Here is a 22,565-nt window from a genome sequence, read left to right on the forward strand (position 1 = left end):
TCCGTCCGTGTCAGCCCGCCGCGGGCTCCTTCTCCACCAGCGTCAGCACGTCGTAGGTCGCCACGACCTCGTCCCGCTGGTTGTGGATCACGGCGTCCCAGCGCACCTCTCCGTACTCCTCGGTCTCCCGCGGGGTGATCTGCTTGGCGGTGAGGGTGACCCGGATCGCATCGCCCGGCCTGACCGGGGTGACGAAGCGCAGGTTCTCCAGACCGTAGTTCGCGAGCACCGGCCCGGGCTCCGGCGAGACGAACAGCCCGGCCGCCCAGGAGACCAGCAGGTAGCCATGCGCCACGCGCCCGCCGAAGAACGGGTTGGCCGCGGCGGCCTCCTCGTCCATGTGCGCATAGAAGGTGTCTCCCGTCGAGTGCGCGAAGGCCTCCACGTCCTCCAGCGACAGCTCCCGCAGCCCGGACTCCACCTGATCGCCCAGGCGGAGCTCGTCCAGGGACTTGCGGAACGGGTGCTGCGCCCTGTCCGTGCCCGCGCCCGTGTGCCAGATGCCGGTGATCGCGGTCAGGATCTCCGGCGTCCCCTGCACGGCGGTGCGCTGCATGTGGTGCAGGACGGCGCGGATGCCGCCGAGCTCCTCGCCGCCGCCCGCCCGCCCCGGCCCGCCGTGCACGAGGTGCGGCACCGGTGCCCCGTGCCCCGTGGAGGTCCGGGCGTCGTCCCGGTTGAGGAACAGCACGCGCCCGTTGTACGCGGCGATGCCCGCCAGCAGCGTCGCCGCGGTGGCCGGGTCGCGGGTGGCGACGCTCGTGACCAGCGAGCCGCCCCCCTCGCCGACGAGTCGGGCCGCGTCCTCCAGGTCCGAATACTCCAGGACGCTCGCGACCGGCCCGAAAGCCTCGATCCGGTGCACCGCCGGCGTCCTCGGGTCCGCGAAGCCGATCAGTGTCGGGGCGACGAACGCCCCGTCCGGCGCCAGCCCCGTGCTGCCGTCCGCACGACGGACCTCCGGCTCGGAGACGTCGCCCAGGATCAGCTCTCCCCCGGCCGCCCGTAGCGCGTCGACCTGCCGCCGCACCTCGTCGCGCTGCGCGACCGAGACGAGCGGGCCCATCGTGACCCCCTCCCCGCGAGGGTCACCGAGGACGACCCGCTCCTCGAGCTTCGCCCGCAGTGCGTCGGCGAGCGGTGCCGACATCCCCGCGGGGACGATCGCCCGGCGGATCGCGGTGCATTTCTGCCCCGCCTTGGTCGTCAGCTCGACGAGGAGCTGCGTCACGTACGCGTCGAACTCGGGGGTGTCCGGGGTCGCATCCGGACCCAGCACGGAGGCGTTGATCGAGTCCGTCTCGCTCGTGAACCGGACCCCCTCCGGAGTCTGCGCGCGAAGACCCTCCGCGGTGCTCGCACTGCCGGTGAAGGCCACGAGGTCGCCGAGCCGCAGGCGCTCGAGGAGGCCGGGGACGGCTCCCGAGATCAGCTGCAGCGTTCCGTCCAGCACGAGTCCGGCGTCGACGAGGATCCGCACCCACGCCTCCGCGATGTACGCGGTCGGGGTCGCGGGCTTGACGATGGTGGGGACCCCCGCGAGGAAGGCGGGCGCGAACTTCTCCAGGGCGCCCCACACGGGGAAGTTGAAGGCGTTGATCTGGAGCACGGCCCCCGGGAGCCTCGTGTAGACGTGCCGCCCGAGGAAGGACCCGTCCTTGGACAGCGGCTCGGCGGGGCCGTCCACGACGACCTGCGCGTTCGGCAGCTCCCTGCGCCCCTTCGACGAATACGTGAACAGGACGCCGATGCCGCCGTCGATGTCGTTCGCCGAGTCGCGCAGGGTGGACCCGGCGCGCAGGGACAGCGCGTACAGCTCTTCCTTGTGCTCGGTGAGCACGAGCGCCATCTGTTTGAGGAGGAGCGCCCGCTGGTGGAACGTCAGCGCCCCGAGGCTGCGCTGCCCCACGGAGCGGGCGTGGGCCAGCGCGCCCTCGAGATCGATCCCGGTCGCATCGACCCGGACGATCTCCTCCCCCGTGGACGCGTCCCGGACGACGACGCCGCCCTCGCCCGCCGGTGTCCACCACGATCCCTGCACGAAGCTGGGCAGCACCTCGGTCATGACGGGCTCCATTCGTAGAATCCTCGGCCGCTCTTGCGACCGAGCCTGCCGTCGGCGACCATGTCGCGCAGCAGGCGGGGCGGTGCGAAGCGCTCGCCGAACGCGGCGTGCAGCTCCTCCGCGATGCCCAGACGCACGTCGAGGCCGACGAGGTCCGTGGTCCGGAGGGGACCGGCGGGATGCCGGTAGCCGAGCTCCATCGCCGCGTCGATGTCGGCGGGCGTCGCGACGCCCTCCTCGACCATGCGGATCGCCTCGAGCGCAAGGGCGACGCCGAGACGGCTGGACGCGAACCCGGGGGCGTCCCGCACCACGATCGCGGTCTTGCCCAGGGCGGCCGCCCAGGTCCGCGCCGCCTCGACCAGGGCGGCGTCCGTCGCGGTCCCGGTCACGATCTCGATGAGGGCGGACGAGGGCACGGGGTTGAAGAAGTGCAGCCCGAGGAACCGATCGGGTCGGGCCAGAGCCGCGGCGAGATCGTCGATCGGGATGGACGACGTGTTCGTCGCCAGTGCGGCGTGCGGGGCGGCGCCCTCGATGCGACGCAGGGTCTCGGTCTTCAGCCGCCGGTCCTCCGGGACGGCTTCGATCACGAGGTCCCGATCCGCCAGCAGGGTCGGTGCGGTGCCGGTGACGAGCCGCGCGAACGCCTCGTCGACGCCCCGAACCGTGCCGCCGCGCTCGACCGAGCGGCGGATGCTCTCCGCGATCCGCTCTCCCGCCGAGCGGGCCGCTTCCTCGTCGCGCTCCACCACGACGACGTGGGATCCGGCGAGAAGGAAGGCGTGCGCGATCCCGGCGCCCATCCGGCCGCCGCCGATCACACCGACGCGCGCGGGGGCCCGCTCCCGGTCCGCCTCGCCTGCGCCCGTGGCGTCCGCCTCGCTCATCGACGACTCCTCCGTTCCAGGAATGCGGTCATGCGCCGGTGCTTCTCCGGGCTTTCGAAGAGATCGGCCTGGAGCTCGAGCTCGAGCTCCGGGTGCGCGTCGCTCTCCGCCCGCAGGGCCGTCTTGGTGTGCCGCGTCGCGGCAGGATCCGCCCGGGCGATCCGCTCGGCGATCGCGTGCGCCGCAGCGCGGAGGTCGCCGGGCTCGTGCAGGGAGGACACCAGCCCCCAGGCGAGGGCTTCGTCTCCCGTCAGGATGCGCCCGGTGAGGAGGAGCTCGGCAGCCCGGGCCGCGCCGACGATCTCCGGCAGTCGCCAGGTCGCACCCGCGGCCGCGATGATGCCCAGTCCGGTCTCCGGATTCCCGATCCGAAGACCCGGCGTGCCGATCCGGATGTCGGCCGCATAGGCGAGCTCCGCGCCGCCGCCGAGCGCATAGCCGTCGAGCGCCGCCACGACCGGCATCGGAAGCGCGCGGACCCGCTGGAACGCGTGCGTGTTGATCCCCCGGCGCGCATCGTCGGCGCCGCGCTCGCGAAGCTCGGCGATATCGGCGCCGGAGGCGAAGACCCCGCCCTCGCCGGTGAGGATGAGCGTCCGCGGCTCCGCTTCCAGCTCGGCGCACAGCGCGTGCAGCTGGTCGATCATCGCCTGGTCGATGGCGTTGCGGGTGTCGGGTCGGTCGAGCGTCGCCACGACGACGTCGGGGGCGCGTTCGATCCGGAGGGACGCCGCCATGTCACACCCGCTCGAGGATCATCGCCGTGCCCTGGCCGACGCCCACACACATCGTGGCCAGACCGTACCGCGCCCCCTCGCGCTCCATCCGCCCGAGCAGCGTGACGAGGATCCGGCAGCCGCTGGAGCCGAGCGGATGCCCGAGCGCGATCGCCCCGCCGTCGGCGTTGACGCGCGCAGGATCCAGGCCCAGGCGACGGATGACAGCGAGCGCCTGGGTCGCGAACGCCTCGTTCAGTTCGACGGCGCCGATGTCCGCCACGGACAGGCCCGCTCTCTCCAGCGCCTTCCCGGTCGCCGGCACCGGGCCGAGCCCCATGATCTCCGGAGCGAGGGCCGCGGTGGCGGAGGAGACGATCCGGGCCCGGGGAGCGAGCCCGTGGAGGTTCACGGCGGACTCCGACGCGACCACCAGCGCGGAGGCGCCGTCGCTGAGCGGACTGGCGTTGCCCGCGGTGACGAGGGACCCGCCCGGGACGGCGGCCGGCAGCCGAGCGAGCGCCTCGAGAGTCGTGTCCCGGCGCGGCCCCTCGTCCGTCTCGACGGTGTGACCGCCCGCGGTGGTCACGGGGACGGTCTCCGCGGCGAACCTCCCGGCGTCGAGAGCCGCGACCGCGCGACGGTGACTCTCCAGCGCGAACGCGTCGGCGTCCTCCCGCGTGATCCGGTCGATCCGCCCGACCTCCTCGGCGGTCTCCGGCATGGAGGACGTCGCACGGTCCCTCGCAAGCAGGCGCGGGTTCGTGAAGCGCCACCCGATCGCCGTGTCGAAGGCGGCGCCCGGCTTCGCCCAGGCGCGCTCCGGCTTGGCCTGGACCCAGGGCGCCCTCGTCATCGATTCCACGCCGCCGGCGACCAACGCGTCAGCGTCGCCGGCGCGGATCGCCTGGGCGGCGAGCGCGACGGCCGTCATCCCGGAGGCGCACAGCCGGTTCACCGTCATGCCCGGCACCGTGTCCGGAAGCGCCGCGAGGAGCACGGCCATGCGCGCGACGTTGCGGTTGTCCTCACCCGCCTGGTTCGCCGCGCCGAGCACGACCTCGTCCACGGCGTCGACCGGCAGCGCCGCACGTTCGACGGCGGCACGGACGACGAGGGCCGCGAGGTCGTCCGCCCGCACCGAGGCGAGCGCCCCACCGTAGCGCCCGACGGGCGTGCGCACACCGCCGACCAGATAGGCCTCGGGCATCGTGACCTCCTGCGACGGTGCGGGGCGGATCGTCCTCGTCGGCGGGCTCGGGCGCTCGCTCGACGCCCTGAGCTTTTCCTACCGATCGTTCAGTAATCTTCGCAGACCCGGGGTCACAGCGGCAACCCGGGTCTCGTCCGTGATCATCCGTTCGCGCAGCGGCGACCGCCGGGCGGTGGGAGACTGGTTCGATGACCCCCGATGCCGAGCGCGCGTCCGCCGACGCGCCGAGCGCGACGGCACCGCGGCGCGGCCGGCCGGGCTATGACCGGGACCAGGTGCTTGCCGCCGCGGTGCTGCTGTTCACCCAGCGCGGTTACGACGCGACCAGCGTCTCCGACATCACGGGGCGACTGGGCGTGTCCAAGGCCGCGCTCTACCACCACTTCTCCTCGAAGGAGGAGATGCTCCGCATCGCGCTCGACTCCGCTCTCGGTTCGCTCGAGCAGGTGCTCGAGACCGCACTGCGGTCACCGGGATCGGCCGCGTCCCGTCTGGAACAGGTCGTCACCGGCGCCGTTCACGTGCTGACCGACGAGCTGCCGACCGTCACTCTGCTTCTTCGCGTCCGCGGCAACAGCCAGGTGGAGCTCGCCGCGATGCAGCGACGGCGGACGTTCGACCAGCGGGTCGCCGCCCTCGTGGCCGAGGCCCAGGACGAGGGCGGCGTGCGGGACGACATCGAACCGGCGGTCCTGACGCGGTTCGTGTTCGGCATGATCAACTCCCTCGTGGAGTGGTACCGGCCCGAGGGCCCCGTCCTTCCGGACGACATCGCAGCCGACGTCGTGCAGGTGGCGATGACGGGGCTCCGCGGCGGCTGTCAGGTGATCGTGCGCTCGAGAGAGCGCCGGATCACTCCGCGGCGGCGATCTTCTTCGCGTCGTCCGTGTTCAGCAGCCGGAAGGCGAGCGCGGCCACGATCGCGCCCACGACGGGGGCGAGGATGTAGAGCCACAGCGCGCTCCAGGCGAACTGCCCGCTGATCGACAGCCCCAGGGCCACGGCCGGGTTGAACCCGCCGCCGGAGACGCCGCCGACCGCGACGGCGCCGACGAACACCGTGCCGCCGATCGCGAGGCCGTAGAAGGAGTTGCCGGCGGTGTCCTTGGACGTCGCGACGTTCAGCACCACCCAGACCAGGACGAGCGTGAACAGCGCCTCGGCGAGGAACGCCGGGCCGATCTCGATCTTCGTCGGCTCCGCGGCTCGCGGCCACAGGGCGAAGCTCGCGAGCGCGGCGAGGGCACCGCCGACGAACTGGGCCACGATGTAGGCGATGAGGTCGCCGACGCTCAGGCCGCCGCGCAGGAACACTCCGACCGAGACGGCGGGGTTCAGATGCGCGCCGGAGATGTGCCCGGTCGCGAAGACGAGCACCCCGAGCGCGAGGCCGATCGCAAGCGGTGCGAGCGCGTTGCCGCTGTTGACGGCTCCGATGATGCTGAAGACGAACAGGAAGGTCGCGAGCGCCTCAGCGGTCGCCTTCCGTGCCGTACCGGTCATGGTGATGCCCTTTCTCGTGGGTTCATCCGAATGAGGGCGATGCTCGCCCGCGCGCCGTGCGGGGTCGAACACCCGATCGGCGCGACCAGAATATCGACATCTGAGTGTTTCCTGTGTGTTTGCCGCACGTCCGCGTCGCCGTGTGACGACGAGGACGCGGACTCCCGCCTCCCCAGCCCGTCGCGACCGCGTGGCGACGGACGCGGCGCACGCCGGCGTCGTCACGGCTCCGGGAGCCCGGCCGGTCAGTCCTCCAGGGCGCCGCTCAGCACGGCGATCGCGTCGGCCGAGGAACGCCCCTCGGCGTCGTGCGCGGTCAGCGCGTCGATCGCGTCCTGGTACAGACGGAACACGATGGCGTAGGCGGCATCCGCATCCCGCTCGACGAATGCGCGGTACACCGCGTGGAAGCCGACGGCAGACGGGAACGGACGATCGATCTCCTCGAAGTACGCCTCCAGTCGCGGGCGCACGACGTCGTCCATGTCCATGAGCGCCTCGTTGTCGGACATGCGCATCGACTCGTCGCGGAACTCGATGCACCCGCGCATGACATCCTTCGGGCGGTCCTTCGCGAGGGCGGAGTCGATCCGGCGCAGCAGGGCGGCGAGATGATCGAGGTCGTCCTGGGAGCGCCGCTGCGCCGCAAGATGGCAGCCGTACGCCGACACCTGCTGCGCGACGACGAAAAGATCGGTCACGTCCTGGTAGCCGCACTCGGCCACGCGGGCGGCCGACCGGGGTCCGCCCGGGGTGGCGAGGCCCTCGTCGATCAGGTTCTGCACGGCCGGACGGACGGCGGCGCGCCCCACGCCGTGCGCGTCGCCGATCTGCCGTTCGGAGAGCACGCTGCCGGCCCGACGCCGGCCCGAGATGATCTCGCGCCGCAGGGCCTGCGCCACGCGGGCCGCCTCGTCCGAGGAGTGCGTCCTGGCGCCCTCCGCCTTGGTCATCGTCGTCGTCACCCGCGCCCCCCTCCGTCGACACCGGAAGCCGCCGACTCGGCCTCCTCCAATCCGCGAAGAGCACGGTCCACGCCGACGCGCTGGATCCGCGACTCCTCCTCCTCCAGCAGGCTCACCGCGGCCTCCACGTCGCGCGCGACCAGGGCGTCCATCAGCGCGTGGAGCCATCTCCGCGCGTCGGTGCGCGGCTCGATCGCCGCGGCCAGCACCCGCTGGCGGATCTCGAAGCGCGCCATCGCCTGTTGGAAGACGCGGTTGCGCGTGGCCGCGATGAGGCGCTGCTGCACATCCGCGAGGATCTCCTCCGCCGCGGCGGGGTCCTCATCGGACAGCTCGGCCAGCCTCGCCTTGCCGTCACGCAGCTCCTCGTCCGTGGCGTGCGCGACGACGAGCTTGACGAACAGCACGGCGAACGCCCCCTGGACCTCGCGGGCGTCCGCGATCTCTCGGGGGTGATGCGTGCTCTTCACCACCGCACCTCGATTGCGCCGGTGCTCGACGAACCCTTCGCGCTCCAGAAGGTCGAGCGCGACACGCGCGGGCGTGCGGCTCACACCGAACTCGGCGGCGATGTCGGCCTCGACCAGTCGCGCCCCGTCGGCGATCTCGCCGCGGACGATGCGCCCTCGCAAGGCGTCCGCGATCCGCCGCGTGTGGTCGCCCGCGGCATGGAAGTCAGTCATGGCCACTATTTTGGCATGCGACCTAACCATCGCGATCTCCCTTTGCTCTTGCGGGCGAGGAAGCCTCGCGTGCCGCGCCTTCTCCCAGCCCGACCCGAGCGCGACCTGGCGAGCTTTCTCACCACCCACCGTTGTGCCACCGGGTCGCCGTACGGAATCCGCTGTGCGAATGCTCCACACATTTCGTGAATACTGGCGTGCAATCTATCCACCATCCACCCACGGTTCACTATGCTCGGAACATGGCTTCTGTCACCCGCCTCGTCGAAGAGGGCGCGTCGTCGCCCGAGCACGGGGCGACGCCCCCGGACGCCGCCCCGGCACTTCGCGGACTGGAACGGATCACCCTCTCGCCCCATCGGCTGAGCGACGCGGTGTTCGACATCCTCGCGGGCGCCATCGCGACTCGGCAGCTCCCGCCCGGCACGCGCCTCGCCCTGCCGGCCCTGTCGGCGGAGCTCGGGGTCTCGCGGATGCCGGTCCGCGACGCCCTGCTGCGCCTCGAGCAGATCGGCTTGGTCGAACTCGCCGCCAACCGCTTCTCGCGGGTCACGCCATCCACGCGTCGCTCGTCGGATCTGTCGGTGAGATTCGCGTGCGATCTGACCGGCAGCACTCTGCGCTACATCGTTCCCGAACTGAGTTCCGCGCAACGCCGCCACCTGGTCGAAGACGTCGTCGCCATCGAGGAGGCGCTGGGATCGCACAGGATCACCGACGTCCTCGCGTCCTTCTCCGCGGGCATCGAGCGCCTCGCAGAACTGGCCGAGGGCACGCCGTACGGCGCTGCCCTGTCGCACATGCGATTCGCTTTGATGCGCGACATGTTCGCCTACCGAGTCGCCGCGCCGCTTGCCCCCGATCTCGGCGCGACCTTCGAGAGGCTTCGCCGCGCCATCCAGGACGGCGAGGGTGAGGAGGCGGCTGCCGCGGTGCAGGGACTCCAGTCCATCCTGGCCCCCGCCGACGACGTCCCCGACAACGACCTCGGGAGTCGGTGAGGCGCACCCGCGCGCGACACCGGTCGCGGCACGTCCCGACCGATCACACTGACGAGCCTGCGCCGTGCTCGCAGGCCTCCGGTACCGCGAACACGCGATGACACGTCCTCCCCCGGCGATCGTTCGTGGCCGGCGACGGTGCCCGTCATCGGCCCGACGCATCCGCGTCGCGTCGGCCTTCGTACGCATGGCCAGGGAACGGCGCCCGGCGCCGACATGGACGGCCCGGCTTCGAGGCCTGGGGAGGTGACTCTCTGCCGCTTCGAGGTGCTGGCATGCCATCGAATCTCAGCGATGACGGGCACTGGCCAGTGTAGCCCAGCTCATCGCGCGAGTCGATACAGAACTCCGGCGAAAAGTCTATGCCGTGGCGCGCATCGAACTGGAACGCAATCGTGGACAACGCATCGATTCTCTGGCATACTCTTCACGGGCCGCTTCGCGCTCCGTGGCAGAGGACACCCTCTGCCCCACGCGAGGACCCCGTCGACGCGGCCACCCGGAGGAAAGACCGTGAGCCCCGCGCGGTGGGGGATAACCCGCGGGGCTCGCGCCCGGGCAACCCTTCCCGCCCCTCTTCCGCGGGAAGGGTTGCGTCGTTGGTGCGACACTGTATTCCAACGCCTCATCAGTCGCCGCACAGAGCCTCCCCTGCTTGCTCGTTCGGCTTTCCCAGATAGGATGCCAGGACGCAAAGGGGAGGAGACCCGATGGAACCGGGTTCTGGGGACACGAGGCCGCACGGACGACGCGTCATGCCGCCGTGGCCGGTAGGCGCTTCGACAGGGGCCCGGCGGGTGAGTGACCCCGCCTACGCCCATGGAGTCATCGCACTTCTCGCGGCACGGTTGGCCGCCTCCCGTCGCACCGACGACGACCTCGCCGTGCTTGAAGGCCACATCGATGCCGGAGCGGACGAACAGCGGACATGGGCGGACTTTCTGAGCGCCCTGCGACACGCCGCGCGGAACCCTCTGCTGGAGCGGCTCGGCCCAGAGACCCTGAGCCACGTCGCTTCGCTGGATCGCGCGCCGGCCGCTGTCGCCGCCCGTCAGGCGGCACGAAAGACGGTCGTCGGCGCCGTCCGCGCCGGTGATTCCGAAGCCGCAGAGGAAGCGCTCCGGCACCTGCTCGACCTCGTCGTCCGTCCGGACCGAGCGGGATCGCCGACCTACCCCGTTGCATCCTGATCCGGGTCCGTGGCCCGGGCGGGCCGCCGCCGCTGCGTAACCGGTTCAGGGACGCTGGATGAGGAGCGAGAACTCCACGGCCCCCGTCGGCTCCACCGAGACGAACCCGAGGTTCGGCGCTTCGACGCCGAAGTCCGCGAACGTCACGGGGATGGATCCGGCCACCTGGCCCCCTTCGCCGTTCCAGATCGCCTGCAGGTCCACGGTGACGGCACGGGTCTGCCCGGCCATCGTGAGTTCTCCGCTGGCAGTGATCGTCTGCGGCTGACCGGCGGCGGGCGCCTGTGGGGCGGTGACCGGCTCGGTCAGTCGGAAGGTCGCCGTCGGATAGGTGCCCGCGCGCATCGCCGTGTCACGGAAGTAGCTATCGCGGCTCGCAGAATCAGTCTCGATGGAGGCCACGTCGACCTCGATGACGGCATCCGTGAGCGTCAGGCCGTCAACCGTCAACGATCCCGTGACCTTCTCGGTGCGTCCGACGACGGTGACGTCCGTGCCGTTCAGGACCTCGTCCACCCGATAGCCCGCGTATGACCCGTCCTGCACCGCCCACTCGCCATCGAGCGCAGGAGCCGCGGCGTCGCCGCCTCCGGCGCCTTGTGTCGCGGGAGGCGTCGCGGCGACCGTCGGCGGCGCGTCGACCTCCCCGACGATGAGATCGCGGTACACGATCGGACCGGCGATCGCTGCCACGCCGCCGAGGACGAGCACGCCGGCCAGGCTGGACAGGAGGATCACTTTCGTACGCTTTCTCATCAGCGTGCGCTCTCTTCTCGTCTCGTGATCGGTGTCTGGCGTCGACGGATCAGCCGTCCACGCCGAGGTTCGCATACGCGAGGTAGCCGTCTGCCACGGGCTCCGCCGCCAGCGGCCCCGTCGGATCGTGGATCCCGTCCGCGTCCTGTGTCTCCACGCCCTCGTTCCCCTCCCGGCGTTCTGGAGTCCCATCCACTCCCGAGGTCCGGACCCGCCGTCGGATCGACACTAACCGACCGGTCTCGGAGCCTCGACGTCCTCGCCCCGTTATGGAGGGGATTCATCGGAAAGCGTCCTCCGATACACGGCGCTGCTGCTGGTACGCGTTCGCCCCGGCAAAGGGACGTGACGGCCCGTCTGTGAGCGACGACGACGGAGAAAGGGCGTGCGGTAGTCTGAGGACTTCTCGCCGCACACGCCCGCCGTCGTTCGCCGACGCAATCCCGATCCGGTGGTGCACGGGGCGATCCGGACGGGAGGTGCAGGGCGTGGACGAAGCCGACGAGTGCTCCGCCACCGAGCGCGTCCAGCGGGCGATCCGCGACGAGATCATCGACGGCACCCGGCCCGGCGGAAGCCGGATCGTCGAGGCGACCGAAGCCGCACGGTTCTCCGTGAGCCGCATCCCGGTGCGCAAGGCGATCCGCGGGCTGATCCACGAGGGACTGGTCGACCGGCTCCCCCGCCACGGCGGGCTCGTTCACGTGCTCAGCCGGACGGACGTCGCCGATATCGCGGAGCTGCACAGCGCCTTCGACCGCCTCGCGGTCCGGCAGGCGGCCGTACGCCGCACCGACGCGGACCTCCGCCGATTCCGCGCCGACGTGGAGGACGCCCGTCGCGCGGTCGCCGCGGATGACACGGAGCAGCTGCGCCGAGCCGGGCTGGCCTTCCGGACACACAGCTACGAGTCGACCCGCAATCCCATCCTCCTCGAGATCCACGCCGCCCTGCTGAGCCGCACCCGGCGGATGTTCGCTCTCGCCGACCCCGCCCTGACGACGCCCCTGCCGTTCTACGAGAGGTTCGAGCGCGCGTTCGCCGACGGTGACCCCGATGCCGCCGAGACCACGATGGTCGAGCTCGCCGAGAGCTCGCGCGCCGCCCGCCATGCCCGGGTACTGCGTGCGCTCGACGACGATGCGTTCGACCTCTCCCTGACGGCGCCGGAGGCGGAGACACCGCCTCTGCACGGCGAGGACCGATATGCGCCTGAGCACGTGATGGTGCACGACCGCCTCCAACGTCAGATCATCGACGGCCTCCGTGCTCCCGGGAGCGTCCTCTCCGAGAGGCTCCTGGCGGAGGAGTTCGGCGTGAGCCGCATCCCGGTCGGCGAGGCCATCGAGATGCTGACCAGGGAGGGACTCGCGACTTCGGGGTCCTCGCGGGTGGCCTCCCGCGTGCGGGGCCTGCGCGACGAGGAGCGCGACGACCTCTTCGACGTCGGCGCCGCCATGGACGTGCTCGCCACACGCCTCGCCGCCCAGCGGCCACTTCCGCGAGAGCTCGCGGCGCTGAAGGAGAAGCTGGTCGCCGAGCATCGCGTCGTGCCGGGCGACACGAAGAACCTCGTGGAGACGATCTTCGACTTCCGGACGCAGATCTACGCCATGTGCGGCAATCGGCTGCTCGGCGAGGTGAACCGGCTCATCGAGGGCCGGATGAGGCTGCTCGTCTCGGAGGCGCCGCTCGCCTCCGTCGTGTTGCGCGGGCACAGGCTGCTGTACGAGGCGATCGCGAGCCGCGACACCCGCCTGGCCGAGTTGGTCTATCGCGACGTCTTCACGCGGGCCGACCGCCGGGGGCAGATCCTCGCGAACGCTCCTCGCGACGACGGTCAGTGACCCGCGCCCTCGCCATAACGCCACGGGCACTGCCGCTCGACCTCGACAACGGGATCCCGCTCGCCAGCAGCGCCGCAACCAGGAGCATCTCGGCACCGCCTCCTTCACCCGGCGGGACGAGTTGCCCGACTAGCGCATGGTGAGGCCAACAGCGACGATCGCGAACAGCACATCAGCGATCACAAGCGTCCCGAGAACGATCCGAAGCGGACGGTACCGCTGCACCAGGAGCGACAAAGCGGCCAGCACCGGAATCGCAACGAGGCCTTTTGCCGACATCACAACGACACCGAAAACGGCGGTGCCTGCGAGATTCCCGGGTATCGAAACCATGCCAACGATCGCGATCATCAGCAGGTAGCCGAGCATGTCGCCGCCAATGATCCATGCCGGTGTCGGCTCTCGTTTGCGGATCGTCGCGACGGTGGCTCGAACGACCAGTGCGATGGGGATCACGGCCAGAGCCTGAACAACGTCGAGGTACGTTGAGATTCCGTCCGTGAGGCGTCCCATCGCCCCCGGGAGAATCAACACCAGGACAGCAGCATGGTAGGTGAGCGCGCCCGCGACCGCGGCCTCCCGCCATGCTGCTGCCCTGTCGTCACTCAATGTGAGGCACTCTTCTGGTGGAAGCCCATGCCGCAGATGTTACCGAGCAGACAGTGGGATCCCTCGGGACGCTGAGCGATCCGGCCTGCGGGACCTCATCGCCGGGCGCAACCCGGAGGAGTTCGTCTTCACGAGCGCGCGGGGCGGCCGACAACGCCGCGTGATTTCCCCTGTGATACGTATGTGATACGCCGGCGTCAGGCGCTCCCCGCAGACACGGAAAACCCCGAGATTCTGCGGAATCTCGGGGCGTTCTGTAGCAGGAGCGGGGCTTGAACCCGCGACCTCACGATTATGAGTCGATCACTTGTCACTTCCAGTCAATCTCGGCGAAAATGTCCCGCGATGTCGTGTTTTCTTGGAAGAGATGATGACTGAGGATTACTGGACTTAACCGTAGATGACTGGGTTAGACCGTAGCGCAGACCGTAGCGATCTCACCTTGCATCTGCCGCTTGACGCTCCCGATACGCCCGCGACAGACCCACCATGTCGATCCCCGCCGTGTAGTTCGACTGGTTCACGGCCTCACCGTGGCCGAGCTGGGCGGCCCGCGCCTTGAGAGCGATGCCTGCCTCCTCCATGCGAGCGTTCAACGTCGTGCGCCATACGTGGGACCGCTGGAACTCGAGCGCAGAAGCATCGCAGGCCGTAGCGAGCTCCGGGTAGAGAGCACGGATTTGGTCTGCAGCCCCAGAGGATCCGTTCTGGGTCCAGCGCTTCGCAGGGTTTGCCGGCCCCCCGATGAGCGGCGCATTCGATCCCAGATCCTTCGTTTCCTCCAATCGTGAGGCGAGACGCTTCTGGATGCGCGGGTCGAGCACCGCTGCACGGCGCGGGATGTGCGTCTTCGCGACCTCCGGGCGGATGTCGATGAACATGAGCTCGCCGTCAATGACGACGTCGCGGCGCTCGAGCATCAGAGACTCCTTAATGCGGATGCCTGTTCCCGCGTGGAGCAGAGTCAAGTCGATCGCGTTCCGGCGCTGCTTGACGGGGATGCCCTTCCACCGGCCGCGGATCACGTCGACGACGCCTTCGGCGGGGTCGAGCGCCAAGAGGTACGAGATGACGCGCTCCTGCTCCTCGGGACCGAGCGCCACTCCGCCGCGTTTCTTGCCGGTCTGCGCTGGTGCGCGCTTGGCGAGGTCGAGCTTCGCACCCTCGATGGGATTGCTCGTCGCGAGCCGGTACCGCTTGAGCGGCTGGCCGACGTAGAGCCCGAGAACCGTACGCGCCTGACGCGCCTGCTCCGCACCGTGGGCTGCGGCAATGGCATAGAGGGCGTCCGTGAGGCGGTCGTAGTGCCAGGCGTCGGCGATCGAGTACCCCGCCAGCTCCGCGCGAATATAGGAGAGTGCACGTTTGTACTGCGACACAGAGGCTGGGCGGTGACTTGCCTCGTCGATCGCGGGGCGCGAGACCCTGTCGATAAATCGGGTCATCTTGTCGGTGCCGCGCCAGTCGCTCTTCTGGCCGCCGGTCTCGAGGATCGCCTTCGCAGCCCTCTTCGCCTTGTTCCGCGTCTCGGAGATCGACGCGCCCTGCGAGCGCCTCGTGTGGAGCTTGCCCGCCATGTCGCGCACGGACCAGTCGAGCACAAGCACCTCACGGCCCTTCAGCACACGCCTCGTCGGCGTGTTCCGATCGATGGAATGCTCACCCTTGTCGAGCTTCGTCGATGCCGCTCTGCGGCCAGTCTTCTTCGCGTCCACGGTCATTCTTTAAGCGTAGCCATTACGCAGGTTCAATTCAACTAAAGAGATGACAGAAAGACCCGATCAACACTGGTAATCAGGAGACTTCTCGGGCAGACTGGGAGGTATACAGAGAAAGGCCGAGAACAGAACAATCGGCAGGGAGAGCCCTTCTCCCACGACAGGTGGCGCATCCAACGATGCACTCTGGAGCGACAGCCTGAAATGGTTGGCCAGCGACCCGCTTGCAGGTACGACACTGCAAGGGATACGTATGTCTACAACAACCATTACGCCCGCCGTCCTCGTCCCGAGCGAGGCTGCGATCTATCTCGGCACGACGCCCGAAGCGCTCGCCGTCCTCCGGCACCGTAAGTCCGGCCCGCCGTACCTGAAGGAAGGTCGGGCAGTCCGGTACCGCGTCGCCGCCTTGGACGCCTACCTCGAGACCCGCGAGGCCGAGACGATGGCCGCGGTGCACCGGGAATGAACCGGGCCCCACGAAAGCAAACGACCCCAGCCATTCGGCTGGGGTCGTTCCGCGAGAGGGGCATAACCTAAGGGCGCGTCTGCTCTATGAACGCGATCAGCGCGTCGAGGCGGTGTGCCCAGAAGAGTGTTAGACCGCGTGCCTGGGCGCTCTCAAGGTTGCTAACCTTGAAGACGCCCGACAGCACCGCAGCGGGAACCACATTCACTTGGCCGAATTGGTTGATCCACACCTCGGCCTTGGCTGCTGCGTCGTTATTCACGCGCTTGACGCTGTTGACCTCGGAGTTACTGACCTTGCACTCGACGGCAAGCACTCGACCGTCCCAGAGGCAAACGATGACGTCCGCCTTGCGCCCCGCGAAGCTGCTCTCCGTGCAAGACTCACCCGCGTTCCGGGAAGTGAGAGATGTTCTCAATCGCTCGCGTCTTGACCTGAGTGAAGCCGTTGCCTAGGAGCGCATCCGCAACCGCACCCCCCTGCAGCTTCTTCGCCCGCGCGCGCCGCCACGTCTGCAGGCTTCTGATTAGCAATTAGGACAACCGTTCCGACCACCGCGCTCTCGCGCTCGGCGTCGAGCGGCTCCCTGTTTTCGGTTACCCACGGGAATGGCCGACGGTCGATACCGGACAGGACGGTGTCTCCGACTCTCTCGGCGATCGATGGGTCCGTCTTGATCTGTCCCCTTGCGAGGCTGTCAGTCTCGGCGATCGCCATGAGGTCGTCCTCGCTGAGCGGAGGTCCGGCCAGGTATCTGACCACAGTGAGGTTCCCACCGCTGCTCAGAAGCGTCGCAGCCTGGTCGCGGATCCCGGTGAGACCGACGGTAATTGCCGAGCGGCGTGTCGTGACGGAGTTGCTGCCCCGCTCGTCGCAAGCATCGACCAAGGCCCCTACCTCGGCGGTCGCGCGCCGACCGCGCGCTGCGGGCGCGTTGAGGGCCATGGGAGCCTCCCGGGTGTGCGGTGGGTCGACTGACTCAGTCCTCGAGGACGAGGCCGGAAAGCCGCTGGAGGTAGCCGGGGCCCGTGGGCTCGGCGAGGTCGAACCAGGTGAAGGGGTGGCGTTCGGCCAAGATGGCGGGCAGGAGGGGATGACCGTGCCGGAGCGGGGCCTCCCACTCGTCCCACCTGCAGGCGTCGTCGAACCCGTCCGAGACAGTATCCCAGTCGTCGTCGCCGAGCAGGTACTCGGCCTCGTCGTCGACGGCCTCGCGTGCGGGGACCCGCTCGAAGATCTCCGGCATGTCTTCGAGCGACGCCTGTGCGCCCGTGAGTGCCGCGCCGATCAGCACCTCGTCGATGAGCGGCCCCGGCCGGTCGAACGGGAGTGTGCCGGCCTCAATCTCGTCGGAGATCACGCGGCAACGCCGGCGGACCGCCTCGGCCCAGGCGCGATTCTCCCCAACCAGCATCATGACTCGGAGGTCGAACTCGTCGAAAGGCGGGACGTCGTAGAGCGGTCCGCTCGGATCGCTGATCCAGGCGGACAGATGCAGGTCGTCCCACATGTCGAGCTCCAGGGCAATGGCGTACGCCTGCCGTGGCGTGAGACGTGGAGAGTCCTGCCACGTTCGGGTGAACGCAGCCACTTCCTTGGACAGTGCGAGATCGGACTCGGAGAGGCCGTCCAGGGCGCTTTCGCAGGCTCGACGCGTCTTTTCACTGACCGAGCCCGGGTCCTGCTCCCAGCGCCGCCAGGTGGCCAGGGAGACGCCAGCGCGGCGCGCGGCGTCGGTCTGCGTGAGGTCCAGCTCGGTGCGTCGGTGGGTGCGCTCATTCATGAGACGAGCCTACCGAGTACTCACTGAGTAGTCAATGCTCATGCCTGAGTCGATGGGCAGGCGCGTTCAGGTGGTGGTGGACTGCCCACAACCCACCCTCCGCGACATCATGCGACCAAGGGCGCGCGGCCCTGCGGGAGGCGGCTCGCCGCCAGGCTGGCTCGGCGCTTGTGCTCGCGTGCCGCCGCCCGCTCGGCCAGCTCAGGCGGGAGGGGGATGGGCGTAATGTTCGAGGCCGCTCCCCCTATCCTTGCCCGGCGCGCAGCGCAGGCTGGTCGGAGGGAGGAAGGGGCGGCGGGGGGGTGTGACGCCGATGAGGCACTGAGGCACTGACCCCCGCCTAATGCCTCACGTAGTGCCTCAGTCGTTTACCCAGGTCAGGAGCGGTTTCTCGGAGATTTGAGGCACTGAGGCACTAGAACGATCAAAATAATGCGTGGCGGGAACGCGTGTGAGTAGGCAGTCGGAGGATTGCCACGAAGATCTTCAACGCGGACTTTCTCGTCGATCCAGTGCCTCAGTACCTCAAACTCGCACAAACCTGGACCTGACCAGGCATTCACGTTAGGCACCACGTGAGGCACCACGTGAATGCCAGTGCCTCAGTGCCTCATCTCCAACGCGACCCGCTGTCACTGCTCCCACTGCGCCTCGAGCTCAGCAATGCGCTGCTGGATACCCGTGATGGCGTCCTGCGCCTCCTCATAGTCGGCCCGCGCCGTGCTCGAGCGCCACTCGGCCACCGAGAGCTCCCGCCTGAGCTCCCCGAGCTCCTCGTCGGCAGCCGTGCGGTCCCGCAGCAGCGCGGCGAGCGGCACCTCGAGGATCTCGGACAGCGCCACCGCCTCATCCAGTCGGACAGGGCGGTCGTGCTTCTCCGACCGTGCCATGGCGCTGTGGTCGATCGTTCTGCCCACAAGCTCCGATAGCCGCGCGGCGACCGCCGCCTGACTCAAACCGGAGCGCTGGCGTTCCTCCCGTACCCGCCGGGCGAAGGTCTGTGTCGCGATCGTCATGGCGATTCCTCTCGTCTATGAGCCATTCTAGCGCAGTACACAAATCCTGAACACGAATCTCGGACATTCTCTTGTGTCTGGCACCAGATCTGGCGTATCCTGGTGATGCGACCCGAGATGGTCGACCCGCCGCACGATCGATCAGCTGATCGGCGGTGAGGGCAGTGCCAGTGCTGGTCCCGGCTGCGACGCCGGAGACCTAAGCGCCCGACCTTGGCTGGTCCGGCGTGGAGACAGACGTGCCGTCCCCGTCCATCTTCCACGCCAGGAGGTACTCGGCATGAGCACCGCCACCGCTCGCCGCGGCTTCACCATTTCCCAGGCCTCCAAGCGCGGCTGGGGTCACCCGCAGACCATCCGCCGCCGCATCCTCGACGGCCGCCTGCGCGCCGAGGTGATCGACGACCGCGGCACGTACTGGATCGCCGAGGAAGACCTCGAGGCCTCTGACCTCGGCCGCTTCCGCGAGCCGGCCGCCGGCGCGAAGTACATCGACCCCGAGATCGCAGGCGAGCAGGCACCCCCAGCGGCCGTCTCGCTGGACGAGCTCGCCATCATCGCCGCCAGGGTCGTCTCGACCTGGCCGCGCCTCAGCGACGAGCGGAAGGCCGAACTCGGCCGTCTCCTCGCCGCCTGACATGAGAGAGGCCCCGCCGTAGCGGAGCCTCTCGAGTTCACTCACCAACCGGATCACGAGTTGCCGCTCGTGCACGACCCGAAGGAGATACCTCGATGGTATCCGACCTGATGCCCCCTGACAACAGCTCCGCGCCGCGGACGACTCCTCTGTCCGAGGCGATGGCCGCCAACGCGAAGCACTTCGCCGGGCAGCTGAGTGTCGCGCCGCTCAACGAAGTCCTCCGTCGGACGACTCGCGCCCACCTGAGCGCGATCGATCCGGCTGATCCGCCGCCGCCCGCGCGGATCGAGCATGCCCTGCTCGCCGCCTGCTGCGGCGTCCTGCGCGGCGAGAACCAGAAGATGGACAAGGGGGACACGAAGTACTCGATGCCGAGGACGCTCTACCCGGTCCAGGCCGCGCTGATCGTCCACCACCTGCACCATGTCGCCGAGGTCACCCCGGGCGGGGCGAACTCGGACGACGGCCTCGGCGTCCTCGCGATCTACCAGGAGTCGGGCGAGCACGAAGGGCTCTACCGCCGTGCCGACAAGGACCTGCTGGTGAACCTCGCGAAGGCGTACAACTTCAGCCACGACGGCAAGTGGTTCGCCGAGTTCGAGCGCCAGGTCCGGGTGCACGCCGTCAAGGTCACCGAGACCCAGAACCCCGACCTCGTGGTCATGCGCGACTGCATCTTCGACTACCGGACTGGTGAGCGCATCGAGTTCACCCCAGAACACGTGTTCCTTGCCCGCAACTGCGACGTCCGCCTGATCGAGGATCAGCACCCCGTGCCTCGGATCGAGGAGGAGAACGGCAACGTCTGGGACCTGGAGCGGTTCTGGGAGGAGACGATCCCCGACGAGGGGACCCGCACGTACCTCATGAAGGTGATCGGCGCGGCCCTCCGCCCACGGCACGACTGGCAGAAGATGCCGTCGCTGCACGCCGAGTCCGGGTCCAACGGCAAGGGCACGATCCTCGCGCACGTCCGCGCCCTGGTGGGCGACCGGAACTGCGCGAGCGTGCCGATCAAGGACTACGGCTCGCAGTTCGGCAAGGAGCAGCTGATCGGGACGCACCTGAACGCGCCCGACGAGACTCCGGTGGGCGAGTTCATCAAGGACGCCAGCGACCTCAAGGCGATCATCACCAACGATCCGATCCGGATCGACAGGAAGCACAAGACCGTCATCACCTACAAGCCGTCGATCTTCACGATCCTCACCCTCAACGGCGCGCTGAACTTCCGCGACAAGACCGAGTCGATGGACCGCCGCCTGGCGATCGTGCCGATGACGCAGAGGTTCCCGGATGGCGTGAAGAACAAGGCCATCAAGGACGACTACCTCCGCCGCACCGAGGTCCTCGAGTACATGGCGTACAAGGTGCTCGTCGAGATCCCGAAGTACTGGGAGCTCGATGAGCCGCCTGCAGTGCGCAACGCCCTCCGGGCGCACAAGCGCGAGACCAACACGGTGCTGGCCTTCTTCGACGAGTACGGGCACCAGTTCCAGCGTCCGTTCGTCCCGTTCCCCATGGTCCGCGCCCTGTACGTCGCGTGGCTGCGGGAGAACCGCTCCGAGTCGAAGCCCGTCGAAGCGAACACCTTCACCAAGGAGATCAAGGCGCTGTTCGACCCCGACGTGTGGGTCGTCCCGCAGATCGACACCGCCGATGGCAGGAAGGACCAGAAGCTCAATACCCGCTCCTGGCTCACGTCCGCTGAGCCGGTGCTCGACGAGTTCCACTACGTGGAAGCGGTCAACAAGTGGCAGTGGGAGAGCTCCGGCTACGGGCCGACCCGCGGCCTCGCGAAGTCCGCGCCCCGCCAGGAGCGCGGCTTCCTGCGCCGCGACGTGCACGACGCGTGGGTCGCGGCCGGCATGGGGCGCGGCCCGCAGGCGGCGGAGGCAGCCGTGCACGAGGCGCAGCAGAAGCGTGTCCGGGACTGTGATGCCCCCACTGACCAGAAGACGGAGGACTGATCATGACGACCGATCATCGCGACCGCACCCCTGAGGAGCAGGAGAGGCTCAACGCCCACATGCGCGAGAAGCCCGTACTCGGCTGGGTGCTCTTCCACTCGCTCAACGCCCGTCCCGCTACGCGGCAGCAGGTGGAGGCCTTCCTCGCGACCGCGCCGCCGGAGGTGTTCGTGCTGTTGGACGAGCTGATCGCGCCACCGGCCCCCGGCCTCCCGCTCGACATGTCGGACTCGGTCTTCGAGAACCCGATCGTGCGTGGCTTCGTCGGTCTGATCCGAGCGTCGGGAGGACGTCGATGAGCATCCCCCGCATCCCCGACAACCGCGCCGCGGCGCTGCGCGCCTGGGCCCGCGGCGACGTCGCCCTCGAGGCGGCCGTCGAGCTCCTCGTCCGCACCCTCGGCGGCCGCCTCCTCGACGGCCCGTGGATCCGCCGCCACGCTTCGGGCGGCGTGTGGTTCGACGCAGACCTGGCGGGACTGGATGGCGGCTACCTCAGCGGCGGCGAGCGGCGCATCCTCGCGGTCGCGTCCAGCCTCGCCAGCGCCGCGCAGCCGGTCGACTTGCGCGACGCGATCACGGGCATCGACCCCGCCGCGCTGAAACTAGTGCTCGATGCGCAAGCCCATGCTGGCGGTGCGACCACCCGGTGGCCGATCACCCTGCCCTCCTCCTGACCGGGGCCGCGCAGGCGCCCGGCGAAGCCGGGCTGCCCAGTTTCGGATGCATCCGCACACAACGCGCTTGTGCCCGCAGGCGACACCTCAGGAACACCCTGAGGGCTCCTTAGGGACGCGTCGAAGCATGCGCCTTCAGGCGGGACTCGTCGGCGACGCCTCAGAGACGCCGAGGAGACACGGGCGAGACGCCTCGGAGCACGCGCGCCGGGCAGACACCCCGGGGGACGCATGAAGGACGCGCGAGAGACACCTCGGGGACGCATCAGGAACACCGAGGAACGCGTGCTCTCCGACGAGACACCTCAGAGACACTGAGGTGTCTCGTCGTGGACACTCGGGAGCTCCTTGCGGGACACGCCCTTCGTGTGCGCTTCTCGCGTCCGCCCGGTGCGCCCGAGGTGTCTGCACGGAGACACTTTGAGGGCATCTCAGATTGCAGACGCCTGCATCGTGGTGCCGTCGCCAGGCAGGGGTCGCCGGATGAGGTTGTGTCGCGAACTGGCCCGCGCTACGACCTGCCTCTGGCGACGCTGGACTCTTGGGGGCCCCTCCGAGCGCAGCGAGGAGGGGAGGTCCGGCGAGAGCTGAATTCCATGGTGAGCGCGACGCGCGAATGGACCAGATCCGGAGGACAGATGACCGAGCGTGCGAGGTTATCTGTCATACGGATCAAACTGGTCCTCGCCTCTGTTGCGAGGGGGTACGGGTGCTCTGTTGCGTCTGTTGCGAGGGGGTACGGGGCGGGTTAAGGTCGTAGAGACAGCAGGTCGTATTAGCGCCACCGTCCACACTCGAATCTCTTTGGGTGGCGGCGACCCTCAGCTCTCCCGGACGCCGGACGCATGGGATCCA

22 protein-coding genes and 1 pseudogene are annotated in these 22,565 nt (G+C 69.2%); 9 read left to right on the plus strand and 14 right to left on the minus strand.

Going from position 1 to position 22,565, the window contains the following annotated elements:
* Nucleotides 1-10: 10 nt before the first annotated feature.
* Genes paaZ through K8F61_RS09270 form a run of 4 tightly spaced genes read right to left on the minus strand, consistent with a single transcriptional unit; the run spans nucleotide 11 to nucleotide 4,881 of the window.
* Nucleotides 11-2,077: a phenylacetic acid degradation bifunctional protein PaaZ gene (gene paaZ / locus K8F61_RS09255; RefSeq protein WP_418888082.1), complete on the minus strand. Its 2,067-nt coding sequence runs from the start codon at nucleotides 2,075-2,077 to the stop codon at nucleotides 11-13.
* On the minus strand, nucleotides 2,062-2,955 hold the full coding sequence (locus tag K8F61_RS09260) for a 3-hydroxyacyl-CoA dehydrogenase family protein (RefSeq protein WP_231821441.1): 894 nt from the start codon (nucleotides 2,953-2,955) through the stop codon (nucleotides 2,062-2,064). Before K8F61_RS09260 ends, paaZ begins: the two co-directional genes overlap by 16 nt.
* Nucleotides 2,952-3,692: an enoyl-CoA hydratase/isomerase family protein gene (locus K8F61_RS09265; protein ID WP_219085171.1), complete on the minus strand. Its 741-nt coding sequence runs from the start codon at nucleotides 3,690-3,692 to the stop codon at nucleotides 2,952-2,954. The genes K8F61_RS09260 and K8F61_RS09265 overlap by 4 nt, the downstream gene beginning before the upstream one ends.
* A 1-nt stretch (nucleotide 3,693) precedes the next feature.
* Complete coding sequence (locus K8F61_RS09270; RefSeq protein WP_231821442.1) at nucleotides 3,694-4,881, minus strand: thiolase family protein; 1,188 nt, start codon at nucleotides 4,879-4,881, stop codon at nucleotides 3,694-3,696.
* Nucleotides 4,882-5,072: 191 nt separating this feature from the next.
* Between K8F61_RS09270 and K8F61_RS09275 the strand changes: the two are divergent.
* A pseudogene (locus K8F61_RS09275) lies at nucleotides 5,073-5,636 on the plus strand (TetR/AcrR family transcriptional regulator); the annotation flags it as partial.
* Between the two features lie 100 nt (nucleotides 5,637-5,736).
* Here K8F61_RS09275 and K8F61_RS09280 read toward each other — a convergent pair.
* The 3 genes from K8F61_RS09280 to K8F61_RS09290 form a co-directional block, all read right to left on the minus strand.
* Nucleotides 5,737-6,387 carry an aquaporin gene (locus K8F61_RS09280; protein WP_231821443.1) on the minus strand — a complete coding sequence of 217 codons (651 nt, stop codon included), beginning with the start codon at nucleotides 6,385-6,387 and terminating at the stop codon, nucleotides 5,737-5,739.
* 245 nt (nucleotides 6,388-6,632) lie between these two features.
* The gene (locus tag K8F61_RS09285) at nucleotides 6,633-7,352 is read right to left on the minus strand and encodes a GntR family transcriptional regulator (RefSeq protein ID WP_219085168.1); all 720 of its coding nucleotides are present in this window, start codon (nucleotides 7,350-7,352) and stop codon (nucleotides 6,633-6,635) included.
* Nucleotides 7,349-8,035 (minus strand): GntR family transcriptional regulator, encoded by a 687-nt coding sequence (locus K8F61_RS09290; protein ID WP_231821444.1) that lies wholly within the window; start codon nucleotides 8,033-8,035, stop codon nucleotides 7,349-7,351. Before K8F61_RS09290 ends, K8F61_RS09285 begins: the two co-directional genes overlap by 4 nt.
* A 242-nt stretch (nucleotides 8,036-8,277) precedes the next feature.
* On the opposite strand from K8F61_RS09290, the gene K8F61_RS09295 reads away from it, so the two are divergent.
* Both K8F61_RS09295 and K8F61_RS09300 read left to right on the plus strand, forming a co-directional pair.
* Entirely contained in the window at nucleotides 8,278-9,036 is a 759-nt protein-coding gene (locus K8F61_RS09295) for a GntR family transcriptional regulator (RefSeq protein WP_231821445.1), read from the plus strand.
* Nucleotides 9,037-9,833: 797 nt separating this feature from the next.
* A complete protein-coding gene (locus tag K8F61_RS09300; RefSeq protein ID WP_169797644.1) occupies nucleotides 9,834-10,226 on the plus strand; it encodes an FCD domain-containing protein in 393 nt (130 codons plus the stop codon).
* Between the two features lie 45 nt (nucleotides 10,227-10,271).
* Here the strand turns inward: K8F61_RS09300 and K8F61_RS09305 are convergent, their stop codons facing one another.
* Nucleotides 10,272-10,982 carry a YceI family protein gene (locus K8F61_RS09305; protein WP_231821446.1) on the minus strand — a complete coding sequence of 237 codons (711 nt, stop codon included), beginning with the start codon at nucleotides 10,980-10,982 and terminating at the stop codon, nucleotides 10,272-10,274.
* A 488-nt stretch (nucleotides 10,983-11,470) separates the two neighbouring features.
* Between K8F61_RS09305 and K8F61_RS09310 the strand changes: the two genes are divergently transcribed.
* Entirely contained in the window at nucleotides 11,471-12,829 is a 1,359-nt protein-coding gene (locus K8F61_RS09310; RefSeq protein ID WP_231821447.1) for a GntR family transcriptional regulator, read from the plus strand.
* 129 nt (nucleotides 12,830-12,958) lie between these two features.
* Here the strand turns inward: K8F61_RS09310 and K8F61_RS09315 are convergent, their stop codons facing one another.
* Both K8F61_RS09315 and K8F61_RS09320 read right to left on the minus strand, forming a co-directional pair.
* Nucleotides 12,959-13,285 carry a hypothetical protein gene (locus tag K8F61_RS09315; protein ID WP_231821448.1) on the minus strand — a complete coding sequence of 109 codons (327 nt, stop codon included), beginning with the start codon at nucleotides 13,283-13,285 and terminating at the stop codon, nucleotides 12,959-12,961.
* A gap of 590 nt (nucleotides 13,286-13,875) precedes the next feature.
* Nucleotides 13,876-15,159, minus strand: coding sequence for a site-specific integrase (locus K8F61_RS09320; RefSeq protein ID WP_231821449.1), 1,284 nt, complete (start codon nucleotides 15,157-15,159; stop codon nucleotides 13,876-13,878).
* Nucleotides 15,160-15,409: 250 nt separating this feature from the next.
* Here K8F61_RS09320 and K8F61_RS09325 point away from each other — a divergent pair, with 250 nt between their 5' ends.
* Nucleotides 15,410-15,625, plus strand: coding sequence for a helix-turn-helix domain-containing protein (locus K8F61_RS09325; RefSeq protein WP_231821450.1), 216 nt, complete (start codon nucleotides 15,410-15,412; stop codon nucleotides 15,623-15,625).
* A gap of 67 nt (nucleotides 15,626-15,692) precedes the next feature.
* Here K8F61_RS09325 and K8F61_RS19040 read toward each other — a convergent pair whose 3' ends face one another.
* The 4 genes from K8F61_RS19040 to K8F61_RS09340 form a co-directional block, all read right to left on the minus strand.
* Complete coding sequence (locus K8F61_RS19040) at nucleotides 15,693-15,941, minus strand: XamI family restriction endonuclease (protein WP_418888083.1); 249 nt, start codon at nucleotides 15,939-15,941, stop codon at nucleotides 15,693-15,695.
* Nucleotides 15,942-16,039: 98 nt separating this feature from the next.
* Nucleotides 16,040-16,570, minus strand: coding sequence for a XamI family restriction endonuclease (locus K8F61_RS19045; protein WP_269456637.1), 531 nt, complete (start codon nucleotides 16,568-16,570; stop codon nucleotides 16,040-16,042).
* Nucleotides 16,571-16,604: 34 nt separating this feature from the next.
* Entirely contained in the window at nucleotides 16,605-17,408 is an 804-nt protein-coding gene (locus K8F61_RS09335) for a helix-turn-helix domain-containing protein (RefSeq protein ID WP_231821451.1), read from the minus strand.
* 632 nt (nucleotides 17,409-18,040) lie between these two features.
* Nucleotides 18,041-18,424: a helix-turn-helix domain-containing protein gene (locus tag K8F61_RS09340; protein ID WP_231821452.1), complete on the minus strand. Its 384-nt coding sequence runs from the start codon at nucleotides 18,422-18,424 to the stop codon at nucleotides 18,041-18,043.
* Between the two features lie 280 nt (nucleotides 18,425-18,704).
* Between K8F61_RS09340 and K8F61_RS09345 the strand changes: the two genes are divergently transcribed.
* The 4 genes from K8F61_RS09345 to K8F61_RS09360 all read left to right on the plus strand — a co-directional run bounded on the left by K8F61_RS09345 (nucleotide 18,705) and on the right by K8F61_RS09360 (nucleotide 21,710).
* On the plus strand, nucleotides 18,705-19,061 hold the full coding sequence (locus K8F61_RS09345; RefSeq protein ID WP_231821453.1) for a hypothetical protein: 357 nt from the start codon (nucleotides 18,705-18,707) through the stop codon (nucleotides 19,059-19,061).
* Nucleotides 19,062-19,156: 95 nt separating this feature from the next.
* Nucleotides 19,157-21,034 carry a DNA primase family protein gene (locus tag K8F61_RS09350; protein WP_231821454.1) on the plus strand — a complete coding sequence of 626 codons (1,878 nt, stop codon included), beginning with the start codon at nucleotides 19,157-19,159 and terminating at the stop codon, nucleotides 21,032-21,034.
* Nucleotides 21,035-21,036: 2 nt separating this feature from the next.
* Nucleotides 21,037-21,333, plus strand: coding sequence for a hypothetical protein (locus K8F61_RS09355; RefSeq protein WP_231821455.1), 297 nt, complete (start codon nucleotides 21,037-21,039; stop codon nucleotides 21,331-21,333).
* Nucleotides 21,330-21,710 carry a hypothetical protein gene (locus K8F61_RS09360; protein ID WP_231821456.1) on the plus strand — a complete coding sequence of 127 codons (381 nt, stop codon included), beginning with the start codon at nucleotides 21,330-21,332 and terminating at the stop codon, nucleotides 21,708-21,710. The genes K8F61_RS09355 and K8F61_RS09360 overlap by 4 nt, the downstream gene beginning before the upstream one ends.
* Nucleotides 21,711-22,565 lie beyond the last annotated feature (855 nt).

It is taken from the genome of Microbacterium resistens (assembly GCF_021172025.1).
In the GTDB taxonomy this organism is placed as follows: domain Bacteria; phylum Actinomycetota; class Actinomycetes; order Actinomycetales; family Microbacteriaceae; genus Microbacterium; species Microbacterium resistens.